The organism is Flavobacterium sp. AK-301, from assembly GCF_058310215.1.
In genome coordinates, this window is record NZ_JBZEES010000002.1 from 213,459 (window position 1) to 238,192 (window position 24,734).

A 24,734-nucleotide genomic window follows, 5' to 3' on the forward strand; every position below is an offset into this window, starting at 1 on the left:
GAGTTATGCATATGAAAGCTTTTAAAGCCCTTTTTTGAAGGGCTTTAATTTTTTAATTTAATAGAAGTAATTTGAAAGGCAGATATTACGTATTCAAATAATTTTATTTATTTACTGATCTTTATTTCAAATCCCCAACCGCTCAGCTAATCTGGAAGAAAAATACCGTATCTACTTCAAACCTATTGAGATATTTTACCATTCAGAGCAGTGACTCATAATGACTCTTTTTTTAAATTTTTAAATTATGTGTATTTATTATAATTTACTTTACTTGCAGTCGTTTATGGAATATTTTTTTTATTATATTAATAAGATATTATATTTTAATATAAAAAACACACTTTATTTCGATTAATTGATTTTGTACATATATAAATAATAAATAATAAATAATAATTAATAATGAAATTAAATTACAATTTAGTAGGTGTATTATTTAGTATTATTTTGTTGATAGCAGGAGATTTGTCTGTGACTGCACAATCAACGATTGGAGAAGCAGCAGAAGCCCAAATGTTTTCCGTACTGGAAGTCTCTACTAAAGACAGGGTAGGAGGATTACGTCTTCCACAGTTAACCACTGTTCAGAGAAATACACTTGAACTTACAGATGAACTGGGGGAGTTGACCAATAAAGCAACCGGTCTTACTATTTATAATACCGATACAAAGTGTGTAGAGTACTGGAACAGTAGTAAATGGGTTAGCATATGTCTGGGTAATGCCGATATTTATTTTACAGACGAAAATGACCTTCCGGTTGATTCTGTTCAGTCTTCTTTTCCTTCAGAAGGTGGGAATAAAGGATTTTTTACACCAGAAGAGTCGGTTAAATGTACCGGAATAGCTCCTCCTTATCAGTATATTGTTCTTACCGGATCGGATTTTACTACAGTTACGGTAAAGGATGCTAATACAGGTACTTTTAGTATTAGTATGACTTTAAATCCCACAGCTAAAATACGTACAGCAATTATGAGGGTGACTAATGTCTGTACCGGAGAATATAAAGAGTTTCTTTTTACTCAGGATGCGGCTGATATTTGTAAAAATACAGTAATTGTTCCTCAGATTAAGGTTTTTAATAAGAGTACCCTTTGTGCGGAAGGCGCCGTCTATATGCAGATACTTAACCCGGATGATACTGCTACTTATATTTGGACACTAAATGATATCTATAAAGGCGAAGGAACAACTTTTACAGCTGTAGAACCGGGAAATTATAGAGTATATGTAGGTGGAATAGGTTGTATTGCTAATGCTTCCGAATTACTTAAGATTAGTTTGGATAAAATTACAGCTCCGTCTAATACTGTGATTTTATCTGCCGGTAATGAAGGAGTAATTTGTAGTTCCTCTTCTGTTGAACTTACCGCTTTTAATGTTCCGGCAAACGGAAAACTAATCTGGTTTAAGAATGGTATAGTAACCTCTAAAACCGGAAATCCAATCCATCTTGCTGCTGGTGATATCGGTAGTTGGTTTGCCGTTATTGAGAGTGGAGACTGTTATTCTTTACCAAGTAAGAGTGTAAATATTACTAGTGATATTAAGAGTACTCCTCTTGAAAAACCTGTTATTGAAGTTAATGGAAAAGCATTAGCTTTGGTGTCTAATTTTTGTATCAACGGACGTCTTGAATTCGTATTAAAAAATTATGCAGCTTATACTAAAGGAGTTACGGTAAAGTGGTATAACGGATTAAAACTATTGGGGGAAGGAGAGCGACTCTCCGTGATATCTCTTTCTAGTAATGATTTTGCTCTTCGTTGTGTAGTTTCTGATAATACGAGTGTGTCCTGCTCGGCAGAATTGATTGAATTCAAACCCTTTTCTGGTACAGCCCCCGGTAAACCTACAATTGTTTCAGCTCCTGCTATGATTTGCGGAGGTACTGCTGCTCAGTTGACGGCTTCTGTTTTTGGTGGTGGAGTACTCACGTTTCAGTGGTATAAGGATGGTGTACTTTTGCCGGGGCAAACCGGGCAGACACTTTCCGTAGCTCAAACCGGATCCTATCAGGTCGAAGTAGTTGATGATTCCGGTTGTATCAGTCCTTTATCGTTTCCTTTATCGGTCGGTTTATCAGATTTTCCGACAGTAACATGGCAGTCTGTTTATAATAATGCCGAACTGGATCAGATTAAAATTTTTCAGGTACAGGGTACCTTTATGCCTACAGAGTATACCTGGATTGTGGATAATGGAGCTGTTATCCAAAACGGACAGGGAACTAATACAGCCAGTATTGTATTTCCGAGTACAAATGCAACTGTAAAAGTAAAGGTAATCGCAGTTAATTCCTGTGGAAAAAGTGATGTTCTGGAGCAGGAGGTAATTGTTGCTCCTGCCTGTACAGCTATAACCATTCGTGACACTAATATGAGACCTAAAGGAAATATAATGAAAGGAGGAACAATAACGATGTCGGTAACTGTCAAAGGATCAGCTCCTGTATACCAATGGAAACATAACGGAGTAGCAATAGCAGGAGCAACCGATGTTTCTTATACTATTAACGGTGCAGAGATAGTTCACAGCGGAGAATATACTTGTGAGGTAACCAATACTTGTACTCCGCAGGCAGTATCCGATACAGCTGGAACGGTTACTGTTTATGATGTTGATGCCATTTCTAATAATGGATCCGGTAGTTTAAGAGGAAATACTTGTTTTGATATTGCCTTTTCAGAGGGGGGAACAGAATGTGGGCCGTTAGATTCCCGTATTGTGAATAAAGCTGATTTTAATAAGACTTATACCTATACTTTTACCAATAAAGGAAAGAATACTACTGATTTGGTTTTTGTAATAGATGATCCGAACGGAGCAGTAAAAAGTTATACAGTTCAGGATAATATTCCTGCAACTTTAGTAGACGGAGGAAAGTATACAGTTGCCTTGCAATATAATCCGGAATTAATGGCAGCGGGAATACCGGTTCCCATATCGGTAAAGGTTTATGCGCTTTATAAAACCGGTAGTGTACAAAATAAAACCGGGTTGCAAATCATGATTAAAGATTGTAATTGTTGTGGAGCTTTTGTAGCTCCGGGAAAATGGAAAGATTTTATGTGTTATAATATGGGTGCGGATAAAAGTCTGGATTCTTTTACACCTTCAGAGGGGCTTGAAGGAGGTTTTTTTCAGTGGGGAAAAATAAAGCAATATTCGAAAAAAAACGATGATTATTGGTGGTCTTATACACCGAATAATAAAGACTTGAGTGATATGGCTAAAACGGCTAATGATCCCTGTCCGGAAGGCTATCGTATTCCTACTAAGACTCAATGGAAAGGAGTTGTGGAAAATAATTCCAAGGAGGTAATTGGTACCTGGCAAATAAATAAAGGAGGTATAAAATATGGGTCAGCTCTTTTTTTACCATATACAGGTTTTCTTTTAAGCGGTGGATTCTATAGTTCGAGCAGGAGCTACAGTGCTTATTGGTCTTCTTCTTCACATACTTTTCTTAACGGATTGGATTATTCTACCAGCTGTTTCTACCTTTATATTTCTGATGATTCTAAGGGATTGATAAGTGCTCTTACCGGGCCCTCCTATGCGATGCAGGGTTATTCTATTCGTTGCATTTCAGAAAATTAGTATTTTTGTATCAGTGTCGAGCTCCAAAAGCTTGATACTTTCGTACTAAAATATGGTTTGTCCTATAAAATAAGTTGTCACTTAAAACAACTTATTTTAGGACTAGTCATTATTAATTTTTGATTTTCAGAAAATAGGTAATTTTAATTATTTTATAGAATTACAAAAAAATAATCTGTATGTTAAATTGTGAAAATATATTTGTGTCTATTTATTAATTTAATATTTTTGTCGGTGATTTTATTGTATCATTATGTGATACAAATTAGATGTCCTTAATTTTTAAGGGGAAAATATAATTTCTGGTAAATACAGAATGACCGGAAAGTTGCCTAGAAATTTATATGAATAATATCAGTTTTATTATAATTTAGACCAATTTAAATTGGTCTAAATTAATAATTAATTTATGTAGAAATTCTGTTAATTATAGATAAAAGTAGGTAAATTTTTTAGGAGTAGCATTTTTTAACTATCTGCATGTATTGTTATACGATACAATTTTTATAACTGAGCTTTCCTTGTTTTTTAGGGAAAATATAATTTCTGATAGATACAGAGTAGTTAGAAAAATAGTCTGAATTTACAGATAAATAAGATAGTTCTATTACAATCGGAATACACACACATTATATAAATTGAATTATGAAACAAATTTTATTAATTATATCTCTTTTTATGGGGTATATATCTTATTCTCAGTCAGTTATTGGGTATACTGAACCAAATCCTTATGCACAATTAGAAATTACTTCAACTAATAAAGGTACATTAATTCCTCGTGTTTCTTTAGTTAGTGATAACAGTTCACTTCCTATTAGTGGAAGTTTGGGGGATTTACCAATTAGTTTATTGGTTTTTAATATTAATGATAATGCAACTAATCTGAGAGTTGGTTATCATTATTGGGATGGTAGTAAATGGAATCAACTATTAACAGAAGAAAACATACCTTCTTCTCCGTGGAATAAAGCAAGAACTTCTACCAGTGCAACTCTTAATACAGATGATCTTTATCAAATGGGCAAAATTGGAGTTGGTGTAGATAATCCTGTATCCCAGTTAGATATATCAGGAACAATTGCAACAAGAGAGGTTATTTTAGCAGTAGGCAATAATACTGTAGTATTGTTGCCTAGTAATTCTGGACAAATAGTTCTTGATGAAGCCCAGCAGGATTTCTTGATGCTTGCTCCTACAGATGTCTCTGTTCACGGACAACGTATAATGATCTATAATAACACTGATTATAAAGCAGCTTTTGAGGATGGTTATAATATATTACCAAAACAAGCTACAGAATTTATTCAGACTTCATTTGGCTGGAAAAGTACTTCTCCAATGATTGCTGTATCTAAGATATATGTTGGACAAGCAAAAATTCCTCCTCATGCTGCAAGAATACCTAGCTTAACATATAATACTAAAGACTGGAAAATAATTAAAAAAGAATCTACAGGGGGAGGAACTAGTTCTTTAGACGGTCAGATAGCGGCACAAATGACGCTGAAATATGAATATACCGGAGAACCATTTGATTTAGAAGGGCTTCATGCAATTCTTACAGTAGGTAACTCCTCCAGTTACTCGGATACTTTTGTTCCTGTATTCATAAAGATTGAAAATATAAATAATAAAACAATATTAAATGTTACAGTATCCAGAGCTGATAGAATTGGTACAATAAAAAATAACTGGGCGGGAGAATTTTTATTAAATATATTCTTAGTTAATAATTAAAATAAAATAGTATATTCATTTTCAAAATGAGTTATATATTCGAGTTTTCAAAGCCCTTTTTTTAAAGGGCTTTGATTTAATAAAAATAATCAAATAATTCTATATTATTCATTAATCTTTATTTCAAACATTTTATCCCAGTTTTTACCGGTAATAAAAACAGTTTTTGTTTTAGGATTATAGGCAATTCCGTTCAATACATTATCGGTATCTCCGGTAGGGTTGGAGACTTTGGTTTTCAGATCAGCAAGATTAATAACCGCTTCAACGGCTCCGTTTTCAGGGTTAATAACCGCTACAGCATCTTTGCCCCATATATTTCCCCAGATTTTACCGTTGATATATTCCAGTTCATTGATGCTTTTGATCTTGTTACTTGCTGTATAGACATTGATATAATCCAGTTCTTTCAGCGTAAGGGGATCAATGATCCATATTTTTTCTGTTCCGTCAGATTGGTACAATACTTTTCCGTCATTGCATAATCCCCAGCCTTCAATAGGTTTGAAATAGGTAAATTCTTTTTCTTTTTTAAAAGTATCTGCATTATAAACAAAGCCGGTATTTTCCTTCCAGGTTAATTGATACACTTTATTATTTAGAATAGTAATTCCTTCTCCAAAATATTTATTGTCTAAAGTAACTTGTTTATATACTTTTCCGGTTTTATAATCGGTTTTACGCAGGCTGGAAATACCATAACGTCCGGTTCCTTCATATAAGGTATCTTTGTGAAATTCTAATCCCTGAGTAAAAGCTTCGTTATCGTGAGGGTAGGTGTTTACAATCGTATAAGAAAGTAAAACCGGTTTTACATCAGATACCAGTTCTATTCTGGAAGAGATTTCCTGATTCTTTTTGTCAAAATAAACAACTGCTTTCAGATTTTGATAGCCCAGTTTCTGGTTTTTCAGATTAAAACTGAGAGGTTCTGTTCCTTTTACAATACCCACTTTTTTATCATTGACAAAATAGGTAACAGAGTCGACTGTTTTATTATTAGCATTCATAATTTCTAACAAAACAGCATCCTGGGGTTGATACTGGACTTTTAAAACAGAATTATCAAACTTAAAATAATTTTCTTCTGTTTTATTTTTCTCATTACAGCTTAATACTATTGCGCTTAATAAAATGACTGATAGTAAGTTATATTTTTTCATATCTATTTTTAATAATGTACAATATACAAACAAGAATTTATATTATGACAGAGACTTGCAGAAATATAAAAAGATTGTATATTTGCATCGGCAAGTCCTACACGACCAGCTCCTGCAGACTCCCCCAGGGTGGGAACACAGCAAGGGTACGTGGTTGAGCGGTGCGATGTAGGTCGCTTGCCACTTTTTTCTAGTCCGTTATTTTATAGTCTTCCCATCGGAAGATTTTTTTGTTTTACAGAGAATCAGTTATTTTTTAAGTTTAAGGTTTAAAGTTGCTTATTTTACGCAGTTATTTAATCTAACTATCAAAAAATAGAAAAATCTAATATTTCATAAATGAGTAAAGTAGTTTTAATTACCGGTGGTTCTTCAGGAATAGGAAAATCAATAGGAATATTTTTACATCATAAAGGTTTTACAGTATACGGAACAAGCCGAAATCCAGAAAAGATAACAGATTCTGTGTTTCCTCTGATCGTTTTAGATGTTAGAGATACGGAAAGCGTTCAGAATGCAATAACAGAAGTGATAGAACGATCTGGTACCATTGATATACTGATCAATAATGCAGGTGTGGGAATTACAGGCGCATTTGAAGAAATCCCTTTACAAGAAATAAAAAAGAACTTTGATACTAATTTCTTCGGTCCAGTGGATGTAATGAAATCCGTTTTGCCTCAGATGCGTAAGCAGAGATCCGGTCTGATTATTAATATAACCTCTATTGCCGGTTATATGGGATTACCGTACAGAAGTATCTATTCCGCATCAAAAGGAGCTCTGGAACTCATTACAGAGGCTTTGCGTATGGAAGTAAAAAGTTTTGGAATTGTGATTACGAATGTTGCACCCGGTGATTTTGCCACAAATATTGCTTCCGGGCGATATCATGCTCCCTTACTGAAAGGTTCGCCTTATGAAAAAAGATATGGAGATACGCTTAAAATGATGGATGAACATGTGAATTCAGGGAGTAATCCCGATGAAATGGCAAAAGTAGTTTATAAGATCATAAAATGTGCTTCTCCAAAAATACATTATAAAGTAGGAGCACCGATGCAGAAATTTTCTATTGTTTTAAAACGTATTCTACCAGACAAAATATATGAAAAATTATTAATGAATCATTATAAATTGTAGTTTTGCGTAAAACACACCATTAAATTTATACAGATGAAATTTTTTATTGACACAGCTAATTTAGATCAGATCAGAGAAGCACAATCTTTAGGAGTGCTTGACGGTGTAACGACAAATCCGTCTTTGATGGCTAAAGAAGGTATTACCGGAAAGAATAATATTTTAAAACATTATGTAGATATCTGCAATATCGTAGAAGGAGATGTAAGTGCCGAAGTGAATGCAATCGATTATGCAGGGATGATCAGAGAAGGAGAAGAATTAGCAGAACTACATGAGCAGATTGTAGTTAAAATTCCGATGATCAAAGATGGTATTAAGGCAATTAAATATTTCTCTGATAAAGGAATCAGTACAAACTGTACATTAGTATTCTCTGCAGGGCAGGCTTTATTAGCAGCAAAAGCAGGAGCAACCTATGTTTCCCCGTTTATCGGAAGACTCGATGATATTTCTACAGACGGTTTAGTATTAATTGAAGAAATCAGAGAAATTTATGATAACTACGGTTATGAAACCGAAATTTTGGCAGCCTCCGTACGTCACACTATGCATATTATTAATTGTGCAAAAATTGGTGCAGATGTAATGACAGGACCACTTTCTGCTATTTTAGGATTATTAAAACATCCTTTAACCGATATTGGATTAGCGCAGTTTATTGCTGATTTTGAAAAAGGAAATAAATAGAGAGAGAAAAAAGAATCAAGAGACAAGAGCACAAGAGCAAAGAAGCATATCACTTTCCCGTTGGAGGTATTTTCAAAGGGTAGCAATATGGATTTTTTATAGATAATATTTTTATTTAGAATATTTTTGAATTAAAAATAAATGAATTATTTCCCAGAAAAATATCTACATATTGTAGCTCTTCTTTCTTCTTGATTCTTGTCTCTTTCTTCTAAAATATCATAAATATTATTTTAGATTATCTTCAAATTTTACATCAAATAGGTTTGTAAAAGATCTTTTGATAGTTGTGTCAGGATTAGTGATTATAACCCTCTGAATCTTTGTGATAACCCATTTATCCTTTATTTCATTAAAATTCGTAGCTCTTAATTCCGTAATACCATCAAAATTATACTGGTTTATAAGTCTTTTCCAGTCTTCTGGACTATCTTCAATATTAATAGCTAAGAACTGAATATCAGGATATTTAGATTGTAATATTTTTGCTTTTCTATGTGCTGCTTCCAGATGAGATCCAGCTTTAGAGGTCCAGAAGAAAATAACGGTTTTCTTATTGGTTAATAAAGCTTTAAGGTCAACCATTTCATCCTTTTCATTAGCTAATTTTACTATAGGTAACGAGTTGTTCTGGTTTAATAAATGAACGGCATCGCCTATTTTTTTGATCTCATTCTGCTGATTATCATCTGTTGCCAGTTGATAGTATCGTTCCAAAAAGTCATTATTATTGATAATATTCCGGTCTTCCAGTAAAAACATAAAAGCAATATTATTCAGAATATTATTTTTTATTTTTTCATTTTTAATAAGACTATCAGTAATATTTAATTTCGCAATATTAAAACTTAAGACATCATCTGTCAGCGTTTTTCTTTTCGTATGTTGTTCCAGTGCTATATTATTAACCATAGCATTCAAATAAACAAGGAAAGGAGAGAAGCTGTTGAGCTGGATATTATTAAAATCAATAGAGTTTCTGTAATTATAAAATCCTTTCGGTATATTACGGGTTTTATTACCCGTTCTGACCGCGTGAGCCTGTGTATAGATTTCTTTTTTAAGATAATGAGGAAAGTCTAAAGAAGCTTTAGCATAAAGATCAAATTCTTTATTCCATTTTATATCCTGTTTCTTCTTATCATAGAACTTTTCTTTAGATTTATAAGAAGAATCAATAATCTCATTGAATTTTTCCGGATTATAATCAAACGTACTGTACATATTTGCCTGATCATTATGGTTCTTTAAATACAATTCCATTAAGAAATTATTTTTTTCTTCACCACGACCACAGTAAACAATAGATTCATCCAGTTCATTCGCATTCATTCTTACCATTAAACTATCATTTTTATCAAAATAAACATATTGATATTCAGGATCATGCTTAAAGGTATAAAGACCAGGAGTAAGAGAATCGAATTTCACAAAGAACCGATTATTCTGGTCTAAATTTATTGTATCAATCAGTTCCTCTCCTTTGTAAAATGTTATGTATGAGTTTTTTGGGTTTGAAATCTCTCCTCCAAAATAGGCTACATAATTATTGTCTTCAAATTTTTTATTACAAGAGATTAAAAGAGGAAAAGCAATTGATGTAAGTAATACAATTTTATTCAATGTGAATTTATTCATTATCAGATGTTATGAGACAAAAATATCCATTGATAGCTTAAAAAAATGTTAAGGCAGCGTTAAATAAAGTTATTTAGAATTATCGTAAATTAAGACTGAAATTAGCTCTTATTTTCGTACTTTTGCCACAATTTCTTAAAAAAATATATAATGTTATCAGTTTCAAATTTATCAGTACAATTTGGTAAGAGAATTTTGTTTGATGAAGTTAATATTTCCTTTACTCAGGGAAATTGCTATGGAATCATTGGAGCCAATGGCGCTGGGAAATCCACATTTTTAAAAATTATAGCAGGAGATATTGATCCGACCTCAGGACATATACATCTTGAACCGGGAAAACGTATGTCCGTTCTGAACCAGAACCACAACATCTTTGATGAACACACAGTTCTTGAAACGGTATTGATGGGAAATAAGACACTGTTTGCCGTTAAAAAGGAAATGGATGCCCTTTATTTGGATTATACAGATGAGAATGCAGACAAAATAGGAGAGCTACAGGTACAGTTTGAAGAAATGAACGGATGGAATGCCGATTCTGACGCTGCTGCCATGTTGTCGAATTTAGGGATTTCTGCCGATCATCATTATACCCTAATGGGAGATCTGGATGCAAAATTAAAAGTACGCGTGCTTTTAGCACAAGCTTTATTTGGTAATCCTGATGTACTGATAATGGATGAGCCTACCAATGATCTGGATTTTGAAACGATCGGTTGGTTAGAGAACTTTTTGGCAAACTATGAAAATACTGTATTAGTCGTATCACATGATCGTCATTTTCTGGATGCAGTATGTACACATATATCCGATATTGATTACAGTAAGATTAATCATTATTCAGGAAACTATACTTTCTGGTATGAATCAAGTCAGTTAGCTGCAAAACAACGTGCTCAGCAGAATAAAAAAGCAGAAGAGAAAAAAGCAGAATTAGAAGAATTTATTCGTCGTTTCAGTGCTAACGTAGCAAAGTCAAAACAAGCCACTTCTCGTAAAAAAATGATTGAAAAATTAAAAGTAGATGAAATCAAGCCCTCAAGCCGTCGTTATCCTGCCATTATTTTCGATCAGGAACGTGAAGCAGGAGATCAGATACTCAATGTTCAGGGACTAAGTGCTTCCGTTGAAGGAGAAGTATTGTTTAAAAATGTAGATCTGAATATGGCAAAAGGAGATAAAGTAGTGATTTTTTCCAAAGATTCCCGTGCTACAACAGCGTTCTATGAGATTTTAAATGGTAATATGACTGCGGATGCAGGAACTTTTGACTGGGGAATTACAACGAATCAGTCCTATTTACCTGCCGATAATCATGAATTTTTTGAAAATGATCTGACTTTAGTAGACTGGTTACGTCAGTGGGCTAAAACAGAAGAAGAACGTGATGAAGTTTATGTTCGCGGATTTCTGGGAAAAATGATATTTTCAGGAGAAGAAGCATTAAAAACAGGTCGTGTTTTATCAGGAGGAGAAAAAGTACGTTGTATGTTATCCCGTATGATGATGTTGCGTGCAAACGTTCTGATGTTGGATGAACCAACCAATCACTTGGATCTGGAATCGATTACCGCTTTTAATAATTCATTAAAGAACTTTAAAGGTTCCGTACTGTTCACAACGCACGATCATGAGTTCGCTCAGACCGTTGGAAATCGTGTACTTGAAATTACACCAAACGGAGTAATTGACCGTTATATGACATTTGATGATTATCTGGATGATGAGAAAGTAAAAGAACTCAGAGCAAAGATGTATAATTAATATACGATTTTCAATTTTCCTACAAGGTCTTTTTCTGACCTTGTAGGTATATTTTAAATTTACGATATACGATATTTGATATATTTTATATGTTCTAATATCGTATTTTATAAATCTCTTTCTTCTTAATTATCTAAAAATTGAACTTCACCGGTATCAATATCGTAGATAGCACCTACAATATTGATTTTTCCTTTTTTATACATTTCAGAAAGAATTGGGTCTGATGTTTTTAGAGATTGTACACCATGAACGACATTTGCTTTTACTGCTTTTGCTTTTAGATTATCTGTTGACCGTGTCATTTCTTTCTGTTCTTCTTCTTCTTTGATCTTCTTGATAATAGAAGCAATATGCCCTGCAACATCATCATCATCCATATGTTCTAAAAAAGCGCCAATTGCTCCACAGCCTTCATGTCCCATAACTACAACTAAAGAAGTTCCTAAGTGTTCTACAGCGTATTCAACACTTCCTTCTTCATAATCGCCCATTACATTTCCGGCAGTTCTTATAGAAAAAATATCTCCCAATCCCTGATCAAAAACAATTTCCGGAGGAACGCGAGAATCAGAGCAACTTACTATAGCCGCAATAGGTGATTGTCCGCCCGCAAGTTTTTTAAGAGTAGTAAAATCCTGATGGATATGTTTAGCCTTTCCGTTATAAAATCTTTTATTTCCTTCTTTTAAAATAGTTAAAGGATCTGTTACTGTATTTTTAACCGAAGATTTATTAGATAAAGAAGAGCAGGACTGATTCAGTGTAATGACTATTACAGAAAAAATCAGAAGATTAATTTTAAATTTTGTTTTCATTGAATAAAATAAAGTAATTAATGTTTAAATATATAAAATATGATGCACAACATATAATATAAGATTAATAAAAATAAATTTAATAGGTATAATTTAACATTTTTGTATTTTATTAAAATACAAAAATAAGTAAGATAATATAGATAATAAATGTGTTAAAATACATTTATACAGTATCTGAAATATTCTAAAAAAACAGATTCAGAGGTAAAACGAGTCAATTTTAAAGATAAATAGCGTTTTTTTTAAAACGATAACTCTAAATTTTGAAATTTTGCCTATTTTTACAAACCAAACACAACACCTAGTTATGAGTCAAAAAGTATTGCTTACTTCAAAAGAAGTCAATATCATTCTTCATCGTTTGGCTTGTCAGTTAATTGAAAAGCATCTTGATTTTTCTGATACCGTTTTAATTGGAATTCAGCCTCGTGGCAGTTTTCTTGCAGAAAGGTTAAAAGAACTGCTTAAAAAAGAATATGCTATTAAAGAGATTGCTTTAGGATATCTGGATATTACTTTTTTCAGAGATGATTTCAGACGCACTGATAAACCCTTAGAAGCAAACAGAACCCAGATCGATTTCCTTGTTGAAAATAAAAAAGTCATTTTTATTGATGACGTATTATATACAGGAAGAAGCATTCGATCTGCATTAACAGCTATACAATCTTTCGGAAGACCTTCAGAAATAGAATTACTGGTGCTGATCGATCGTCGTTTCAGTCGCCATTTACCTATTCAGCCCGATTATCGTGGTCGTCAGGTAGATGCCATTAATGATGAAACAGTAAAAGTAAGCTGGACAGCACAGGATGGAGAAGATAAAGTGTATTTAATTAAAAGTAAATAAGTTATCTGTATTGATGATATAATTATAACTCAGAACCTAAAAAAGAATGAAAGAATTAAGCGTAAATCATTTATTAGGAATAAAATATATTAATAAACACGATATTGATCTTATTTTTGAAACAGCAGATCATTTTAAAGAAGTAATCAATCGTCCCATCAAAAAAGTACCTTCATTAAGAGATATTACAATAGCTAATATCTTTTTTGAGAACAGTACCCGAACCAAATTATCTTTTGAATTAGCTCAGAAACGATTATCAGCAGACGTTATCAGTTTTTCAGCAGCACAATCTTCCGTTAAAAAAGGAGAAACGCTAATTGATACTGTTAATAATATTCTTTCTATGAAAGTAGATATGGTAGTGATGCGCCATTCTAATCCCGGAGCAGCTCATTTTTTATCAAAAAATGTAAAAGCAAGTATTGTAAATGCAGGTGACGGAGCACATGAACATCCCACTCAAGGGCTACTGGATTCGTATTCGATTCGTGAAAAATTAGGAGAAGTAGCTGGTAAAAAAGTAGTTATTGTTGGTGATATTCTACATTCAAGAGTTGCGTTATCCAATATTTTTGCATTACAGATGCAAGGAGCAGAAGTAAAAGTATGCGGACCAAAAACATTACTACCGAAATATATAGAATCTCTGGGAGTAACTGTAGAACCTAATTTACGTAAGGCACTGGAATGGTGCGATGTAGCAAATATGCTTCGTGTTCAGAATGAAAGAATGGATGTAAATTATTTTCCTTCCACCAGAGAATATGCACAGCAGTATGGTGTAGATAAAGTCTTACTGGATTCTTTAAATAAAGAGATCGTTATCATGCACCCCGGACCGATTAACAGGGGAGTTGAGATCACGAGTGACGTAGCAGACTCTCAGCAGTCCGTTATTTTGAATCAGGTAGAGAACGGCGTTGCTATCAGAATGGCAGTGATCTATCTTTTAGCTTCAAAAATTCAGTAAATTAGAAAAAATTATGAAAACAAATAAAAAAGGAAACACAGTTGTTATAAAAGACACCCAAGGAGATCTAGCCTTATTTAGATCAAAATTGAGTAATGAACTTGACAATTATCGACAGGAAAATGTAATTATTGACCTTACAATATATAAAGTTCTGGAAATAAGCGACATTTTGTTATTCAGTAATCTGTCAGAAGAAAAAATAGTTTCAAAGAAATCATTTGTGATTGTTGTGAATGATTTTGATTTTGATGAAGTACCCGATGAAATGATTGTTGTGCCTACTGTTTTAGAAGCACAAGATATTATCGAAATGGAAGAAATTGAACGAGATTTAGGTTTGTAATTCATAAATTTAATGTAGCTTTACTATAAATCTTTTTAAAATAAAGTATCATAAAACAATTTATAAAAGAGTAAATAATAATATTTTAAAAAAAGTAAAGCTATTAAATTTAAAATAATCTGTTTATTATCAGCAGTTGTTACGATTCTTTTTTAGATAGGATCAGACACTAAATTACAAAACCATAAAAATGAAACTTACAATACTAGGTTGTTATGCAGCCACTCCGCGCTCATTTACCAATCCTACGTCACAAGTGCTGGAAATAAAGAACAGAATGTTTTTGATTGACTGCGGTGAAGGCACACAAGTACAGCTGAGAAAAAATAAGATTAAATTTTCGAAAATCAGTCATATTTTTATATCCCACCTGCACGGAGATCATTTTTATGGCTTAGTAGGACTGGTATCTACATTCAGGCTTCTTAATCGCGCTACAGATTTACATATTTATGGACCTAAAGGAATTAAAGAAGCAATTACCTTACAGTTAAAATTATCCAGCTCCTGGACGCAGTATAACTTGTATTTTCATGAACTGACTTCTTTAGAATCGGAAATCATTTATGAAGACGAAAAGGTTCTTGTAAAAACCATTCCTTTAAAGCACCGTATCTATACCAATGGTTTTCTATTTCAGGAAAAAGCAGGCAGTCGCAAACTGAATATTGATAAAGTACTTCATTTAGAAATAGATACCTGTTATTATCAGAAGATTAAGAATGGAGGAGATATTATTTTAGATAATGGTAAAGTGATTCCGAATAGTGAAATTACATTTGATCCTGAACCTCCTAAAAGTTATGCATTTTGTTCTGATACAGTGTATAATGAAAGTATTATTCCGATAATTGAAAATGCGGATATATTGTATCATGAAACCACTTTTTTACAAAAAGATGCGGAATTTGCGGCAAAAACGATGCACAGTACCTCACAAGAAGCAGCTACAATCGCTTTAAAAGCAAATGTAAAACAATTGATTCTGGGACATTATTCAACCCGATATGAATCTATAGAAGGCTTTAAAAAAGAAGCATTGGAGATCTTTCCGAATGTGCAGTTAGCAGATGACGGAAAATCATTTGAATTTTAATCTTATTTCAGAGGAATCTGTTTTAAATAATAACAGATGCCGATTCTTTAATTTTTTAGAATAAACAGTATGCAGGAAGATTTAAGCAATTACAGAAAATCCTATGAGAAAAATGAGCTCATAGAGACTAATATACCAGAAGATCCGATTAATTTATTTAACAACTGGTTTCATGAAGTTAAAGATTTTGGCGGTATCGATGAAATCAATGCGATGACCGTTTCTACCTTAGGGTTAGATGGTTTCCCTAAAGCTCGCGTGGTTTTATTGAAGAAGTTTAATGAAGAAGGTTTTATATTTTATACCAATTATAATTCAGAAAAAGGAAGAGCAATTGCTAAAAACCCAAATATCTGCCTTTCTTTTTTTTGGCCAGGTGTAGAACGGCAGGTTATTATAAAAGGAGTTGCTGAAAAATGTACAGAAGCAGTTTCTGATAATTATTTTGCCTCAAGACCAGAAGGAAGTAAATTAGGAGCTATCGCTTCAGATCAGAGTGAAGTAGTCGCTTCTAGAGAAGTATTACAGAATCAGTTAAAACAACTGGAGACTGAACTGGAGGGAAAAGAAATTCTAAGGCCGAAACATTGGGGTGGCTTTTTAGTAAGACCTGTAGAAGTTGAATTTTGGCAAGGAAGACCCAATCGTTTACATGACAGAATACGATATCAGTTACAGGAAGACTATAGCTGGAAGATAGAACGTCTTTCCCCGTGATTTTATGATAAAAAGATAATTGTACTGATTAATATTCGGGCTTTCCATATTGGATTTTAGATTTTAGACTTATTTTTTTATTTAAATTAACCTTTTCTTTAAAGATTATATTAAAATAATTCCGATATTTAATTTAGATATAAAATAACAGTACTATGAAAAATCTGATTATAATAAGGCACGGGAAGTCGAGTTGGGATACCTCTTTTAAAGACATAGACCGACCATTAGCCACTCGTGGTGTAAAAGATGCACATCTGGTTTCTTCATATGTTTCTGAATATTTACCTAAATCATTTATTATATGGAGTAGTATTGCAAAAAGAACAACAGAAACAGCTTTGATTTTTTGTCAAAACTGGTTCTGTCCCGAAGACTCTATTATTCTGAAAGACGAACTTTATGTATTTGACGGAAAGCAGTTAGAAAAAGTAATTAAGTCCTGTGATAATCAGTTTGACAGTTTAATTCTTTTTGGACATAATGAGGCAATTACTACTTTTGCAAATAAGTTTGGAGATGTTGCAATTGAAAACGTTCCTACAACAGGGTTTGTATCAATAACTTTTGAACAAACGGATTGGAAGGAGATTAATAACGGGAAGACAAACAAGATCGTTTTCCCCAGAGATTTAAAAGAGATTTAAAATTATGAATGAAAATATCGGAAACAGATATATTGATAGAGAAAAAAGTTGGTTAGCATTTAACGCAAGAGTACTTCAGGAAGCAGGCGATACTTCCGTACCATTATTAGACAGATTACGGTTTTTAGGAATTTTCTCAAATAATTTGGACGAGTTTTTTCGTGTACGATATGCTGCTATAAGAAGGCTGAGTATGGCAGGTATTTCCGGAGAAAAAGTATTGGGAGGTATTTCTGCTAAAAAACTGCTGAATGAAATCACACAGATTGTTATTAATCAGCAATCCGAGAGTTTACGGATTTTGAGTATCATTGAGAAAGAATTAGAGAAAAAGAATATCTTTATTATTGATGAGACCGAGATAACAAAAGAACAGGAAAATTTTATAAAAGATTTTTTCATACAAAAAGTAAGTCCCGCTTTAGTGACCATTATTCTGAATGATCTGGCAGAATTTCCGATATTAAAAGATACCTCTGGCTATCTGGCAATCAAATTAGTGATGAAAGCAAAAAAACAGCATTCATCCTCTATTCTGAACTTTACAAAACCAAAAGCAGAGGTGCATTATGCAATCGTTGAAATTCCAAAGACACTTAATCGTTTTGTTGTTCTGCCTACTAAAAATCATAAACAATATATTATTATGCTGGATGATGTTATTCGATATAATCTGCATAATATTTTTAATATTTTTGATTATGAGAGTATTTCAGCTCATATGATCAAAATTACAAGAGATGCTCAGTTAGAAATAGATAGTGATCTGAGTAAAAGTTTGGTTGAAAAAATATGGATTGGTGTAAAGGACAGAAGAATAGGAGAGCCAGTTCGATTTGTCTACGATCAGTCTATTGACAGAGATACTCTGATGTTTTTTTTAGATAAAATGGGGATTGATTCAACAGACAGTATCATTCCGGGAGGAAGATATCATAACAGAAGAGATTATATGGATTTTCCTAATCTGGGGCGGTATGATCTGATCTATCAGCAAAATGTACCATTACCAGTAGAAGGACTGAGTCTTGAAGGAAGTATACTGGAGAAGATTGCTCAGAAAGATTATTTGGTAAATGCTCCTTATCAGTCTTTTTCTTATCTGATTAAGTTTCTGCGTGAAGCAGCGCTAGATCCAAAAGTAACTAAAATAAAAATAACCCTATATCGATTAGCAAAGAATTCTCAGATTATTAGTTCACTGGTAAGTGCAGCTAAAAACGGTAAAAAAGTAACGGTTCAGATCGAACTTCAGGCACGATTTGATGAAGCAAATAATATTTATTATGCAGAGCAGATGCAGACTGAAGGAATTGAACTTATTTTTGGTATTAAAGGTTTAAAAGTACATAGTAAAATTTGTGTGATAGAAAGAATAGAACAGGGTAAAATAAAACGATATGGGTTTATTTCAACAGGAAATTTTAATGAATCCACAGCTAAAATATATACAGATGTTACCTTGCTGACCAGTCATTCCAAAATACTAAAAGATGTAGATAAAGTATTTGAGTTTTTTAATATTAATTACAGAATACACCGATACAAACACCTGATCGTTTCACCACATTATACCCGTAGTAAGTTCTATAAACTAATAGATAAAGAGATAAAAAATGCAGAAATAGGTAAAGAAGCTTACATTAAACTGAAGATGAATAGTTTGTCAGATTATAAAATGATAGATAAATTATATGAAGCAAGTAGAGCAGGAGTAAAAATTAAATTAATCATTCGCGGTATTTGCTCCTTGATTCCAGGTGTTAAAGGAATGAGTGAGAATATTGAAGCTATTAGTATTGTAGATAACTATTTAGAGCATTCAAGAGTATATATTTTCGGGAATGATAATGATCCTGAAGTTTATATTTCTTCTGCTGATTTTATGACCCGAAATTTAGATGATAGAGTAGAAGTGAGCTGTCCAATCTATGATGTGGATATTAAAAAAGAATTAATTGAGGTGTTTAATATTGCTTGGAGAGGAAACGTAAAAGCCAGATTACATTCTGAAAATCTAAACAATGAATATAAACCCCGCGAAAAAAATAAAACATTCAGAGCACAACTGGAAACCTATAATTATTATAGAAATAAGATAGAAGTAATTACTGAAAAATTATAATTGGATATGATTACGATAAAAAAATATGCTGCTATAGATATAGGTTCTAATGCTATGAGGCTTCTCATTGTCAATATAATAGAACAACAAGGAAAAGAAACCCATTTCAGTAAAAGCTCATTGGTTCGTGTTCCCATTCGTCTTGGACAAGATGCTTTTACAGTAGGAGAGATCTCTGAAGATAATATTGAAAGGATGATTGATGCGATGAAAGCCTTTAAACTGTTAATGAAAGTTCATAAGGTAGAACGTTATATGGCTTGTGCCACATCTGCAATGAGAGAAGCTTATAACGGAAAAGAAATAGCAGATCTGATTAAGAAAAAAGCAGATATTAAGATTGATATTATTGACGGTAAGAGAGAAGCAAAAATTATTGCTTCAACGGATTTACTTCATTTACTGAAAACAGATGAAACCTATCTATTTGTAGATGTTGGAGGGGGAAGTACTGAATTTACTCTATTCTCTGACGGGAAATTAATTGCTTCTAAATCCTTTAAAATAGGTACCGTTCGACTGTTAAACAATATGGTAAACGATATTGTATGGCAGGAGATTGAGAAATGGATCAGAACTAATACGGCAGGTTATCAACAAGTAATACTGATCGGTTCTGGCGGAAATATCAATAAATTATTCAAGATGTCTGGTAAGCCACAGGAAAAACCACTATCTTTTACCTATCTGAATTCACAGTATAATTTTCTGAATACCCTTACTTACGAAGAACGTATTTCAGAATTGGGATTAAATCCTGATCGTGCCGATGTTATTATTCCCGCAACCAGAATATATGTTAAAGCAATGAAATGGAGTAATGCTAAAAATATTTTTGTCCCTAAGATCGGATTATCCGATGGAATTGTCAAAGCGATGTATTACGGACGGATTTAATTAGACTAGATGAAAGAATTATTCAGAACATTACAAATCATTTCTGAAGAGGAGCTGGATAGGCTGGATACTGTGATTACAACCAGAATACTTAAAAAAGGAGATTTTCTGATTCAGGAAGGAAAAGTATGTAATGAGATCGTTTTTATACGATCAGGTGCTTTACGTTCTTTTTATAGTAACAGTGATGGAGATGAGATAACAAACTGTATTACTTTTGAGCAGGAATTAATGGCTGCATTTTCCAGTTTTATTACGCAGGAACCCACTAACGAAAATATCCAGGCTGTTTTTGATACCGAATTAGAAATAATACGTCATGATGATTTTGAAAAATTATATGAAAGCAGTATTCAATGGCAAAAACTAGGCAGGATCTTATCTGAACAACAATATGTTGCATTGGAAAAAAGAATAGCTTCCTTTCAGAAACTTACTGGAAAAGAACGTTATGAAGAGCTTTTCAAAATTCATCCTAAATATATTCAGCTGATTCCGTTGCAGTATCTTGCTTCATTTCTGGGAATCACATCACGACATTTAAGCCGTATACGAAAAACAGTTTAGTTTTATTGGACATATGTCCGGTATAGATATCTCCCTGCAGATCTATTTTTGTGTAAAATTAATTTAAAATGATACAACAAAATATTTTGGTTATCGGAGGAACCGGTTTAGTAGGAAAAACCATTTTACAGATTTTAAATAAAAGAAATCCTTCTCTTATTTTATTCAGAGGGAGTAGAAGCAGGAGAGAAACCGAAACCGATCTGATCATTGATGTAGATACTCCATCCACTTTTCAGACTATTTCGAATCATAAAGTCAACTGTATTGTACTTTGTACCAATGATAAGAATAATAATATACTTCGTTTTTCCATTGAGAATGGGATTGATTATATTGATATTACAAAGCCTACTCCTGCATTAACAACAGCTTATACTTTCGCAAAAGAGCAGTCTATAAGCAGTCGGGTTGTTTTTTGCTCAGGATGGATGAGTGGTATTGTGAGCAGTTTGGTTTTTGTAGCCGAACCAGATAAAAAAAAGATACAAGAGATTGATCTTTTTGTTTATTATTCTATAAAAGATCGGGCAGGAGAGAGCTCTGCTCATTTTATGGCTGAAAATGTTTTTAAACCGTTTATTCAGTATAAAAATAATATTCCGGTTACAGTAAAACATTTTCTGGATTCAGAATATCATACTTTTTCCTTTGGAATAGGGACACGTCAAACGTATAATTTTGATGTACCGGATCTGTTTATTTTGAATCAGGTAGAAAAAATTCCAACTGTAGTTGTAAAAATGACGTATAATTCAAAACTGGTTACAAGATTATTAGGACTTTTTCAGCGTTTAAAACTGTTTAATATACTCTCTCTGAAAGCCAGAAGAGTAGTATTCAGCGCAAATGGTAAGGGAGATCAGACTAGTTTTGATATTGTGATCAGAGCTGATCATAAAAGAAAAATAATTAGTTTGAAAAGCAGTAAAGGACAAGCTGAACTAACCGCTTTTTCTACTGTTTTACATGTTGAAGAATTAATACAGTCAAAACTTCCCAATGCAGTTTATTTTAGTCATCAACTACATCAATCAGCAGATATAGTAAATCGTTTAAATACATACGAAGGTATAACCATTCGTATTTCTTAAATTAAATTAACATGAAAAAAACAGTAATTATTAACGGACATCCCAATAAAGAAAGTTTTAATTTCGCTCTGGCAGATGCGTATAAAAGAGGAGCAGAACAGTCTGGCGCAGTATTGACGACGATTACTATTGCAGAACTGGATTTTAATCCAAATCTGCAATATGGTTATCAGAAACGAACAGAACTGGAACCAGACCTGAGAACAGCGTGGGAAAAGATTAAAGAAGCCGATCATTTGGTATGGATTCATCCGGTGTGGTGGGGAGGACTTCCGGCTATAATGAAAGGGTTTATCGATCGGCTTTTTTTACCCGGTTTTGCTTTCAGATACAGGGAAAACTCTGTATGGTGGGATAAACTGCTGAAAGGAAAAACAGCACATATTATTACCACAATAGATCAGCCCGGTTGGTATTACAGATTGTTTTATGGTAATCCAAGCATAAATCAACTAAAAAAATCAGTGCTGAATTTTTGTGGTATTCAACCGGTAAAAGTAAGTTATATTGGAGTAATTAAGAGTTCTGGTCTTAAACAGAGGGAAAAATGGATCAAAAAAGTATATGATTTCGGACTGAAACAGGTCTAACCAAAAAAATAGTTTCAGTTTAAAAAAACAGATTATATTTATCAAAATATAGTTTATATTGCACTTTTATAAACTGACTTTATATATACATCAGAATGATTTTGAAATATAACCTTTTTTTTAGCTTTTTTATAGTACCTTTTCTTTGCTTTTCGCAACAAAATGATTCATTAGTCGGGGGTGAAAATGTTCAGCAGTTACTTCATAAAACACAGCAGGAACAACTTTTAGATTCCTTAAAAAAGGTGGAATTACTAGAAAAGATCAGTTTGGTAAAAACAAATGAAAAACGTAAAAAAGAAAAACTCTTAACAGAATTAAAAGAAGTAGAAGAAGCTGAAACGGAATCAAAGAAAGCATCTAGAGAAAAAATAGAAGCATTAAAACGAACCGAAAAAGGATATCCTGTTTTTCTTCTTCAGGACACTTTGTTTTCTGTTTATACTAAAGTAGGCGCTTTAACACCAGGAGAAAGAGCAAAGAATATTTCCGATAAATTAAAGAATCTGTATAATGATGATTTTTTTCAGGCAGACTCTATTATAACAACCATTTGGGAAAACGCAATAGATATTACCTATAAAGATATGGTAATCATGAGTATTTCCGATTTGGATGGTTTATGGTTTGATAAAACAAAGCAGGAACTGGCTTCCGGTTATGCCGAAACAATAAAGAACTCTATAGTTAAACAACAGGAAGAGAACAGCGTAGAAAAATTATTGATCCGAATTGGTCTCGTTGTTCTGGTATTACTGCTGTTTTGTTTTGTGATCTGGATCATAAACAAGATATATTTAAAAACAATAAAGAGTATTATCAGTAAAAGAAAGAAGATCTTAAAAAATATGACTTATAAAGGTTATACTTTTCTTTCAGCAGAACAGGAGTTAAAAGTACTTGTTCTGGTTATAAAAGGATTAAAATGGTTTTTGATTCTACTTTTATTATATCTGGTATTACCTTTAATATTCAGTATTTTTCCATTTACACAAACCTGGGCAGGACAATTGTTCGGACTGGTATGGTTGCCGTTTAAATCAATATTTATAGCAGTTTGGGATTATTTACCAAATCTGTTCAGTATTCTGGTGATCTTCTTCATTATGAAATATTGTATACGTTTTGTAAAATATGTTTTTGAAGAAATAGGAGCAGGAAAACTAGAGATTTCCGGTTTTCATACCGATTGGGCTATGCCTACCTTTAGCTTGGTAAAAATTTTATTATATGCTTTTATGTTTGTCTTAATGTTTCCGTACTTTCCCGGTTCGGATTCTAATATATTTAAAGGCGTTTCCGTTTTTATAGGAATCTTATTTTCTCTCGGATCTTCATCCGCTATTTCAAATATGGTTGCCGGTCTCGTTATTACCTATATGCGTCCGTTCAAAATAGGAGATCAGATAAAAATAGGTGATATGATGGGTGTTGTTCTCGAAAAGAATATGCTGGTAACCCGATTGAAAACAACTAAAAATGAGGAAATTACAATCCCTAATTCTACCGTTTTATCCGGTAATACCGTTAATTATTCCGTATATGCCCGAGAAGAAGAAGAAGGATTGATTATTTACACAACAGCTACCGTTGGTTATGAAATAAGCTGGAAAGAAGCTCAGGAAGCTTTTATCGAAGCTGCTCTGAGAACAGATTTTGTTTTAAAAGAGCCGAAACCTTTTATTTTTCAGACCTCACACGATGATTTTTATATTTCCTATGAGATCAATGTATATATTAAAGAAGTAACTAAAAAAGTAGGAATACTGTCCTCTTTACGTAAAAATATACAGGATGTATTTAATGAAAAAGGAATAGAAATTTTGTCACCACACTACAGAGCGAATAGAGACGGCAGTAAAATAGCTATTCCTGAAAGTTAGAAAATAGTTGATAGTTTACAGTTGATAATTTTGTCCGTTTCCACTATATCTTCGGTGAGGAAACTGAATTTAACTCTCTGCAAAGTTAAAAACTTAATAGTATTGTCCTCTGATTTTTTGTAAACAAAAAACCATATTATTTTGTGATTTAATAGAATATATTCTATATTCATGTTTTTAATTTTTATAAAAAAAATTGAAATAATATAACTATTTTATCATAATAATACTACTTTACAATATGGAATTATCAAAAATAGTTTCTCTGCTTTTAAAACCTGAAAAAGAGAAAAAACAGTATGGAATCCGTATTCAGCAGACTTATACGGACAGGTCAACGAAGTCAACGAACAGAGTATAGAAAATGCCCGTTTCGGG

At 32.8% G+C, this 24,734-nt stretch carries 20 protein-coding genes and 1 other RNA gene; 18 read left to right on the forward strand and 3 right to left on the reverse strand.

What is annotated here, in order from left to right; translation table 11 throughout:
- Positions 1-405: 405 nt before the first annotated feature.
- On the forward strand, positions 406-3,609 hold the full coding sequence (locus AC4FQX_RS04440) for a phage tail-like protein (protein ID WP_491166468.1): 3,204 nt from the start codon (positions 406-408) through the stop codon (positions 3,607-3,609).
- 645 nt (positions 3,610-4,254) lie between these two features.
- Positions 4,255-5,349, forward strand: a complete 1,095-nt coding sequence (locus AC4FQX_RS04445) for a phage tail-like protein (protein ID WP_491166469.1) — start codon at positions 4,255-4,257, stop codon at positions 5,347-5,349.
- Positions 5,350-5,453: 104 nt separating this feature from the next.
- Here AC4FQX_RS04445 and AC4FQX_RS04450 read toward each other — a convergent pair whose 3' ends face one another.
- Positions 5,454-6,512 (reverse strand): glutaminyl-peptide cyclotransferase, encoded by a 1,059-nt coding sequence (locus tag AC4FQX_RS04450; RefSeq protein WP_491166470.1) that lies wholly within the window; start codon positions 6,510-6,512, stop codon positions 5,454-5,456.
- Positions 6,513-6,600: 88 nt separating this feature from the next.
- Between AC4FQX_RS04450 and ffs the strand changes: the two genes are divergently transcribed.
- The 3 genes from ffs (at position 6,601) to fsa (ending at position 8,345) form a co-directional block, all read left to right on the forward strand.
- An RNA gene (ffs, locus tag AC4FQX_RS04455) (signal recognition particle sRNA small type) lies at positions 6,601-6,698 on the forward strand.
- A 153-nt stretch (positions 6,699-6,851) separates the two neighbouring features.
- The gene (locus AC4FQX_RS04460; protein ID WP_491166471.1) at positions 6,852-7,655 is read left to right on the forward strand and encodes an SDR family oxidoreductase; all 804 of its coding nucleotides are present in this window, start codon (positions 6,852-6,854) and stop codon (positions 7,653-7,655) included.
- 33 nt (positions 7,656-7,688) lie between these two features.
- A complete protein-coding gene (gene fsa / locus AC4FQX_RS04465; protein WP_491166472.1) occupies positions 7,689-8,345 on the forward strand; it encodes a fructose-6-phosphate aldolase in 657 nt (218 codons plus the stop codon).
- 228 nt (positions 8,346-8,573) lie between these two features.
- Here the strand turns inward: fsa and AC4FQX_RS04470 are convergent, their stop codons facing one another.
- Positions 8,574-9,983, reverse strand: coding sequence for a TlpA family protein disulfide reductase (locus tag AC4FQX_RS04470; RefSeq protein WP_491166473.1), 1,410 nt, complete (start codon positions 9,981-9,983; stop codon positions 8,574-8,576).
- Positions 9,984-10,133: 150 nt separating this feature from the next.
- Between AC4FQX_RS04470 and AC4FQX_RS04475 the strand changes: the two genes are divergently transcribed.
- Positions 10,134-11,750, forward strand: a complete 1,617-nt coding sequence (locus tag AC4FQX_RS04475) for an ABC-F family ATP-binding cassette domain-containing protein (RefSeq protein ID WP_491166474.1) — start codon at positions 10,134-10,136, stop codon at positions 11,748-11,750.
- A 125-nt stretch (positions 11,751-11,875) separates the two neighbouring features.
- Here the strand turns inward: AC4FQX_RS04475 and AC4FQX_RS04480 are convergent, their stop codons facing one another.
- Positions 11,876-12,568 (reverse strand): carbonic anhydrase, encoded by a 693-nt coding sequence (locus AC4FQX_RS04480; RefSeq protein WP_491166475.1) that lies wholly within the window; start codon positions 12,566-12,568, stop codon positions 11,876-11,878.
- Between the two features lie 310 nt (positions 12,569-12,878).
- On the opposite strand from AC4FQX_RS04480, the gene pyrR reads away from it, so the two are divergent.
- The 12 genes from pyrR (at position 12,879) to AC4FQX_RS04540 (ending at position 24,356) form a co-directional block, all read left to right on the forward strand.
- Positions 12,879-13,421, forward strand: a complete 543-nt coding sequence (gene pyrR / locus AC4FQX_RS04485; RefSeq protein ID WP_491166476.1) for a bifunctional pyr operon transcriptional regulator/uracil phosphoribosyltransferase PyrR — start codon at positions 12,879-12,881, stop codon at positions 13,419-13,421.
- A 46-nt stretch (positions 13,422-13,467) separates the two neighbouring features.
- Positions 13,468-14,394, forward strand: a complete 927-nt coding sequence (locus AC4FQX_RS04490; protein ID WP_491166477.1) for an aspartate carbamoyltransferase catalytic subunit — start codon at positions 13,468-13,470, stop codon at positions 14,392-14,394.
- 13 nt (positions 14,395-14,407) lie between these two features.
- Positions 14,408-14,740: a ribonuclease Z gene (locus AC4FQX_RS04495; protein WP_491166478.1), complete on the forward strand. Its 333-nt coding sequence runs from the start codon at positions 14,408-14,410 to the stop codon at positions 14,738-14,740.
- 190 nt (positions 14,741-14,930) lie between these two features.
- Positions 14,931-15,836 (forward strand): ribonuclease Z, encoded by a 906-nt coding sequence (locus tag AC4FQX_RS04500; RefSeq protein WP_491166479.1) that lies wholly within the window; start codon positions 14,931-14,933, stop codon positions 15,834-15,836.
- A gap of 69 nt (positions 15,837-15,905) precedes the next feature.
- Entirely contained in the window at positions 15,906-16,553 is a 648-nt protein-coding gene (pdxH, locus tag AC4FQX_RS04505) for a pyridoxamine 5'-phosphate oxidase (RefSeq protein ID WP_491166480.1), read from the forward strand.
- 155 nt (positions 16,554-16,708) lie between these two features.
- Positions 16,709-17,200, forward strand: coding sequence for a SixA phosphatase family protein (locus tag AC4FQX_RS04510; protein ID WP_491166481.1), 492 nt, complete (start codon positions 16,709-16,711; stop codon positions 17,198-17,200).
- 4 nt (positions 17,201-17,204) lie between these two features.
- Positions 17,205-19,325, forward strand: a complete 2,121-nt coding sequence (ppk1, locus tag AC4FQX_RS04515; RefSeq protein WP_491166482.1) for a polyphosphate kinase 1 — start codon at positions 17,205-17,207, stop codon at positions 19,323-19,325.
- A gap of 6 nt (positions 19,326-19,331) precedes the next feature.
- Positions 19,332-20,222 (forward strand): Ppx/GppA phosphatase family protein, encoded by an 891-nt coding sequence (locus AC4FQX_RS04520; protein ID WP_491166483.1) that lies wholly within the window; start codon positions 19,332-19,334, stop codon positions 20,220-20,222.
- A gap of 9 nt (positions 20,223-20,231) precedes the next feature.
- Positions 20,232-20,789, forward strand: a complete 558-nt coding sequence (locus AC4FQX_RS04525) for a Crp/Fnr family transcriptional regulator (protein ID WP_491166484.1) — start codon at positions 20,232-20,234, stop codon at positions 20,787-20,789.
- Positions 20,790-20,857: 68 nt separating this feature from the next.
- On the forward strand, positions 20,858-21,883 hold the full coding sequence (locus AC4FQX_RS04530) for a saccharopine dehydrogenase family protein (RefSeq protein WP_491166485.1): 1,026 nt from the start codon (positions 20,858-20,860) through the stop codon (positions 21,881-21,883).
- 11 nt (positions 21,884-21,894) lie between these two features.
- Positions 21,895-22,473 (forward strand): NAD(P)H-dependent oxidoreductase, encoded by a 579-nt coding sequence (locus AC4FQX_RS04535; RefSeq protein WP_491166486.1) that lies wholly within the window; start codon positions 21,895-21,897, stop codon positions 22,471-22,473.
- A 95-nt stretch (positions 22,474-22,568) separates the two neighbouring features.
- Positions 22,569-24,356 (forward strand): mechanosensitive ion channel family protein, encoded by a 1,788-nt coding sequence (locus AC4FQX_RS04540; protein ID WP_491166487.1) that lies wholly within the window; start codon positions 22,569-22,571, stop codon positions 24,354-24,356.
- Positions 24,357-24,734: the final 378 nt, after the last annotated feature.

What these genes read in the sequence shown, in the direction of transcription:
- AC4FQX_RS04530 (WP_491166485.1), top strand. Translation starts at nt 20,858, where the DNA reads ATGATACAACAAAATATTTTGGTTATCGGAGGAACCGGTTTAGTAGGA.
- AC4FQX_RS04495 (WP_491166478.1), top strand. Translation starts at nt 14,408, where the DNA reads ATGAAAACAAATAAAAAAGGAAACACAGTTGTTATAAAAGACACCCAA.
- AC4FQX_RS04480 (WP_491166475.1), bottom strand. Translation starts at nt 12,568, where the DNA reads ATGAAAACAAAATTTAAAATTAATCTTCTGATTTTTTCTGTAATAGTC.
- AC4FQX_RS04510 (WP_491166481.1), top strand. Translation starts at nt 16,709, where the DNA reads ATGAAAAATCTGATTATAATAAGGCACGGGAAGTCGAGTTGGGATACC.
- AC4FQX_RS04500 (WP_491166479.1), top strand. Translation starts at nt 14,931, where the DNA reads ATGAAACTTACAATACTAGGTTGTTATGCAGCCACTCCGCGCTCATTT.
- ppk1 (WP_491166482.1), top strand. Translation starts at nt 17,205, where the DNA reads ATGAATGAAAATATCGGAAACAGATATATTGATAGAGAAAAAAGTTGG.
- AC4FQX_RS04470 (WP_491166473.1), bottom strand. Translation starts at nt 9,983, where the DNA reads ATGAATAAATTCACATTGAATAAAATTGTATTACTTACATCAATTGCT.
- AC4FQX_RS04525 (WP_491166484.1), top strand. Translation starts at nt 20,232, where the DNA reads ATGAAAGAATTATTCAGAACATTACAAATCATTTCTGAAGAGGAGCTG.
- AC4FQX_RS04440 (WP_491166468.1), top strand. Translation starts at nt 406, where the DNA reads ATGAAATTAAATTACAATTTAGTAGGTGTATTATTTAGTATTATTTTG.
- AC4FQX_RS04520 (WP_491166483.1), top strand. Translation starts at nt 19,332, where the DNA reads ATGATTACGATAAAAAAATATGCTGCTATAGATATAGGTTCTAATGCT.
- pdxH (WP_491166480.1), top strand. Translation starts at nt 15,906, where the DNA reads ATGCAGGAAGATTTAAGCAATTACAGAAAATCCTATGAGAAAAATGAG.
- AC4FQX_RS04475 (WP_491166474.1), top strand. Translation starts at nt 10,134, where the DNA reads ATGTTATCAGTTTCAAATTTATCAGTACAATTTGGTAAGAGAATTTTG.
- AC4FQX_RS04540 (WP_491166487.1), top strand. Translation starts at nt 22,569, where the DNA reads ATGATTTTGAAATATAACCTTTTTTTTAGCTTTTTTATAGTACCTTTT.
- pyrR (WP_491166476.1), top strand. Translation starts at nt 12,879, where the DNA reads ATGAGTCAAAAAGTATTGCTTACTTCAAAAGAAGTCAATATCATTCTT.
- AC4FQX_RS04450 (WP_491166470.1), bottom strand. Translation starts at nt 6,512, where the DNA reads ATGAAAAAATATAACTTACTATCAGTCATTTTATTAAGCGCAATAGTA.
- fsa (WP_491166472.1), top strand. Translation starts at nt 7,689, where the DNA reads ATGAAATTTTTTATTGACACAGCTAATTTAGATCAGATCAGAGAAGCA.
- AC4FQX_RS04535 (WP_491166486.1), top strand. Translation starts at nt 21,895, where the DNA reads ATGAAAAAAACAGTAATTATTAACGGACATCCCAATAAAGAAAGTTTT.
- AC4FQX_RS04445 (WP_491166469.1), top strand. Translation starts at nt 4,255, where the DNA reads ATGAAACAAATTTTATTAATTATATCTCTTTTTATGGGGTATATATCT.
- AC4FQX_RS04460 (WP_491166471.1), top strand. Translation starts at nt 6,852, where the DNA reads ATGAGTAAAGTAGTTTTAATTACCGGTGGTTCTTCAGGAATAGGAAAA.
- AC4FQX_RS04490 (WP_491166477.1), top strand. Translation starts at nt 13,468, where the DNA reads ATGAAAGAATTAAGCGTAAATCATTTATTAGGAATAAAATATATTAAT.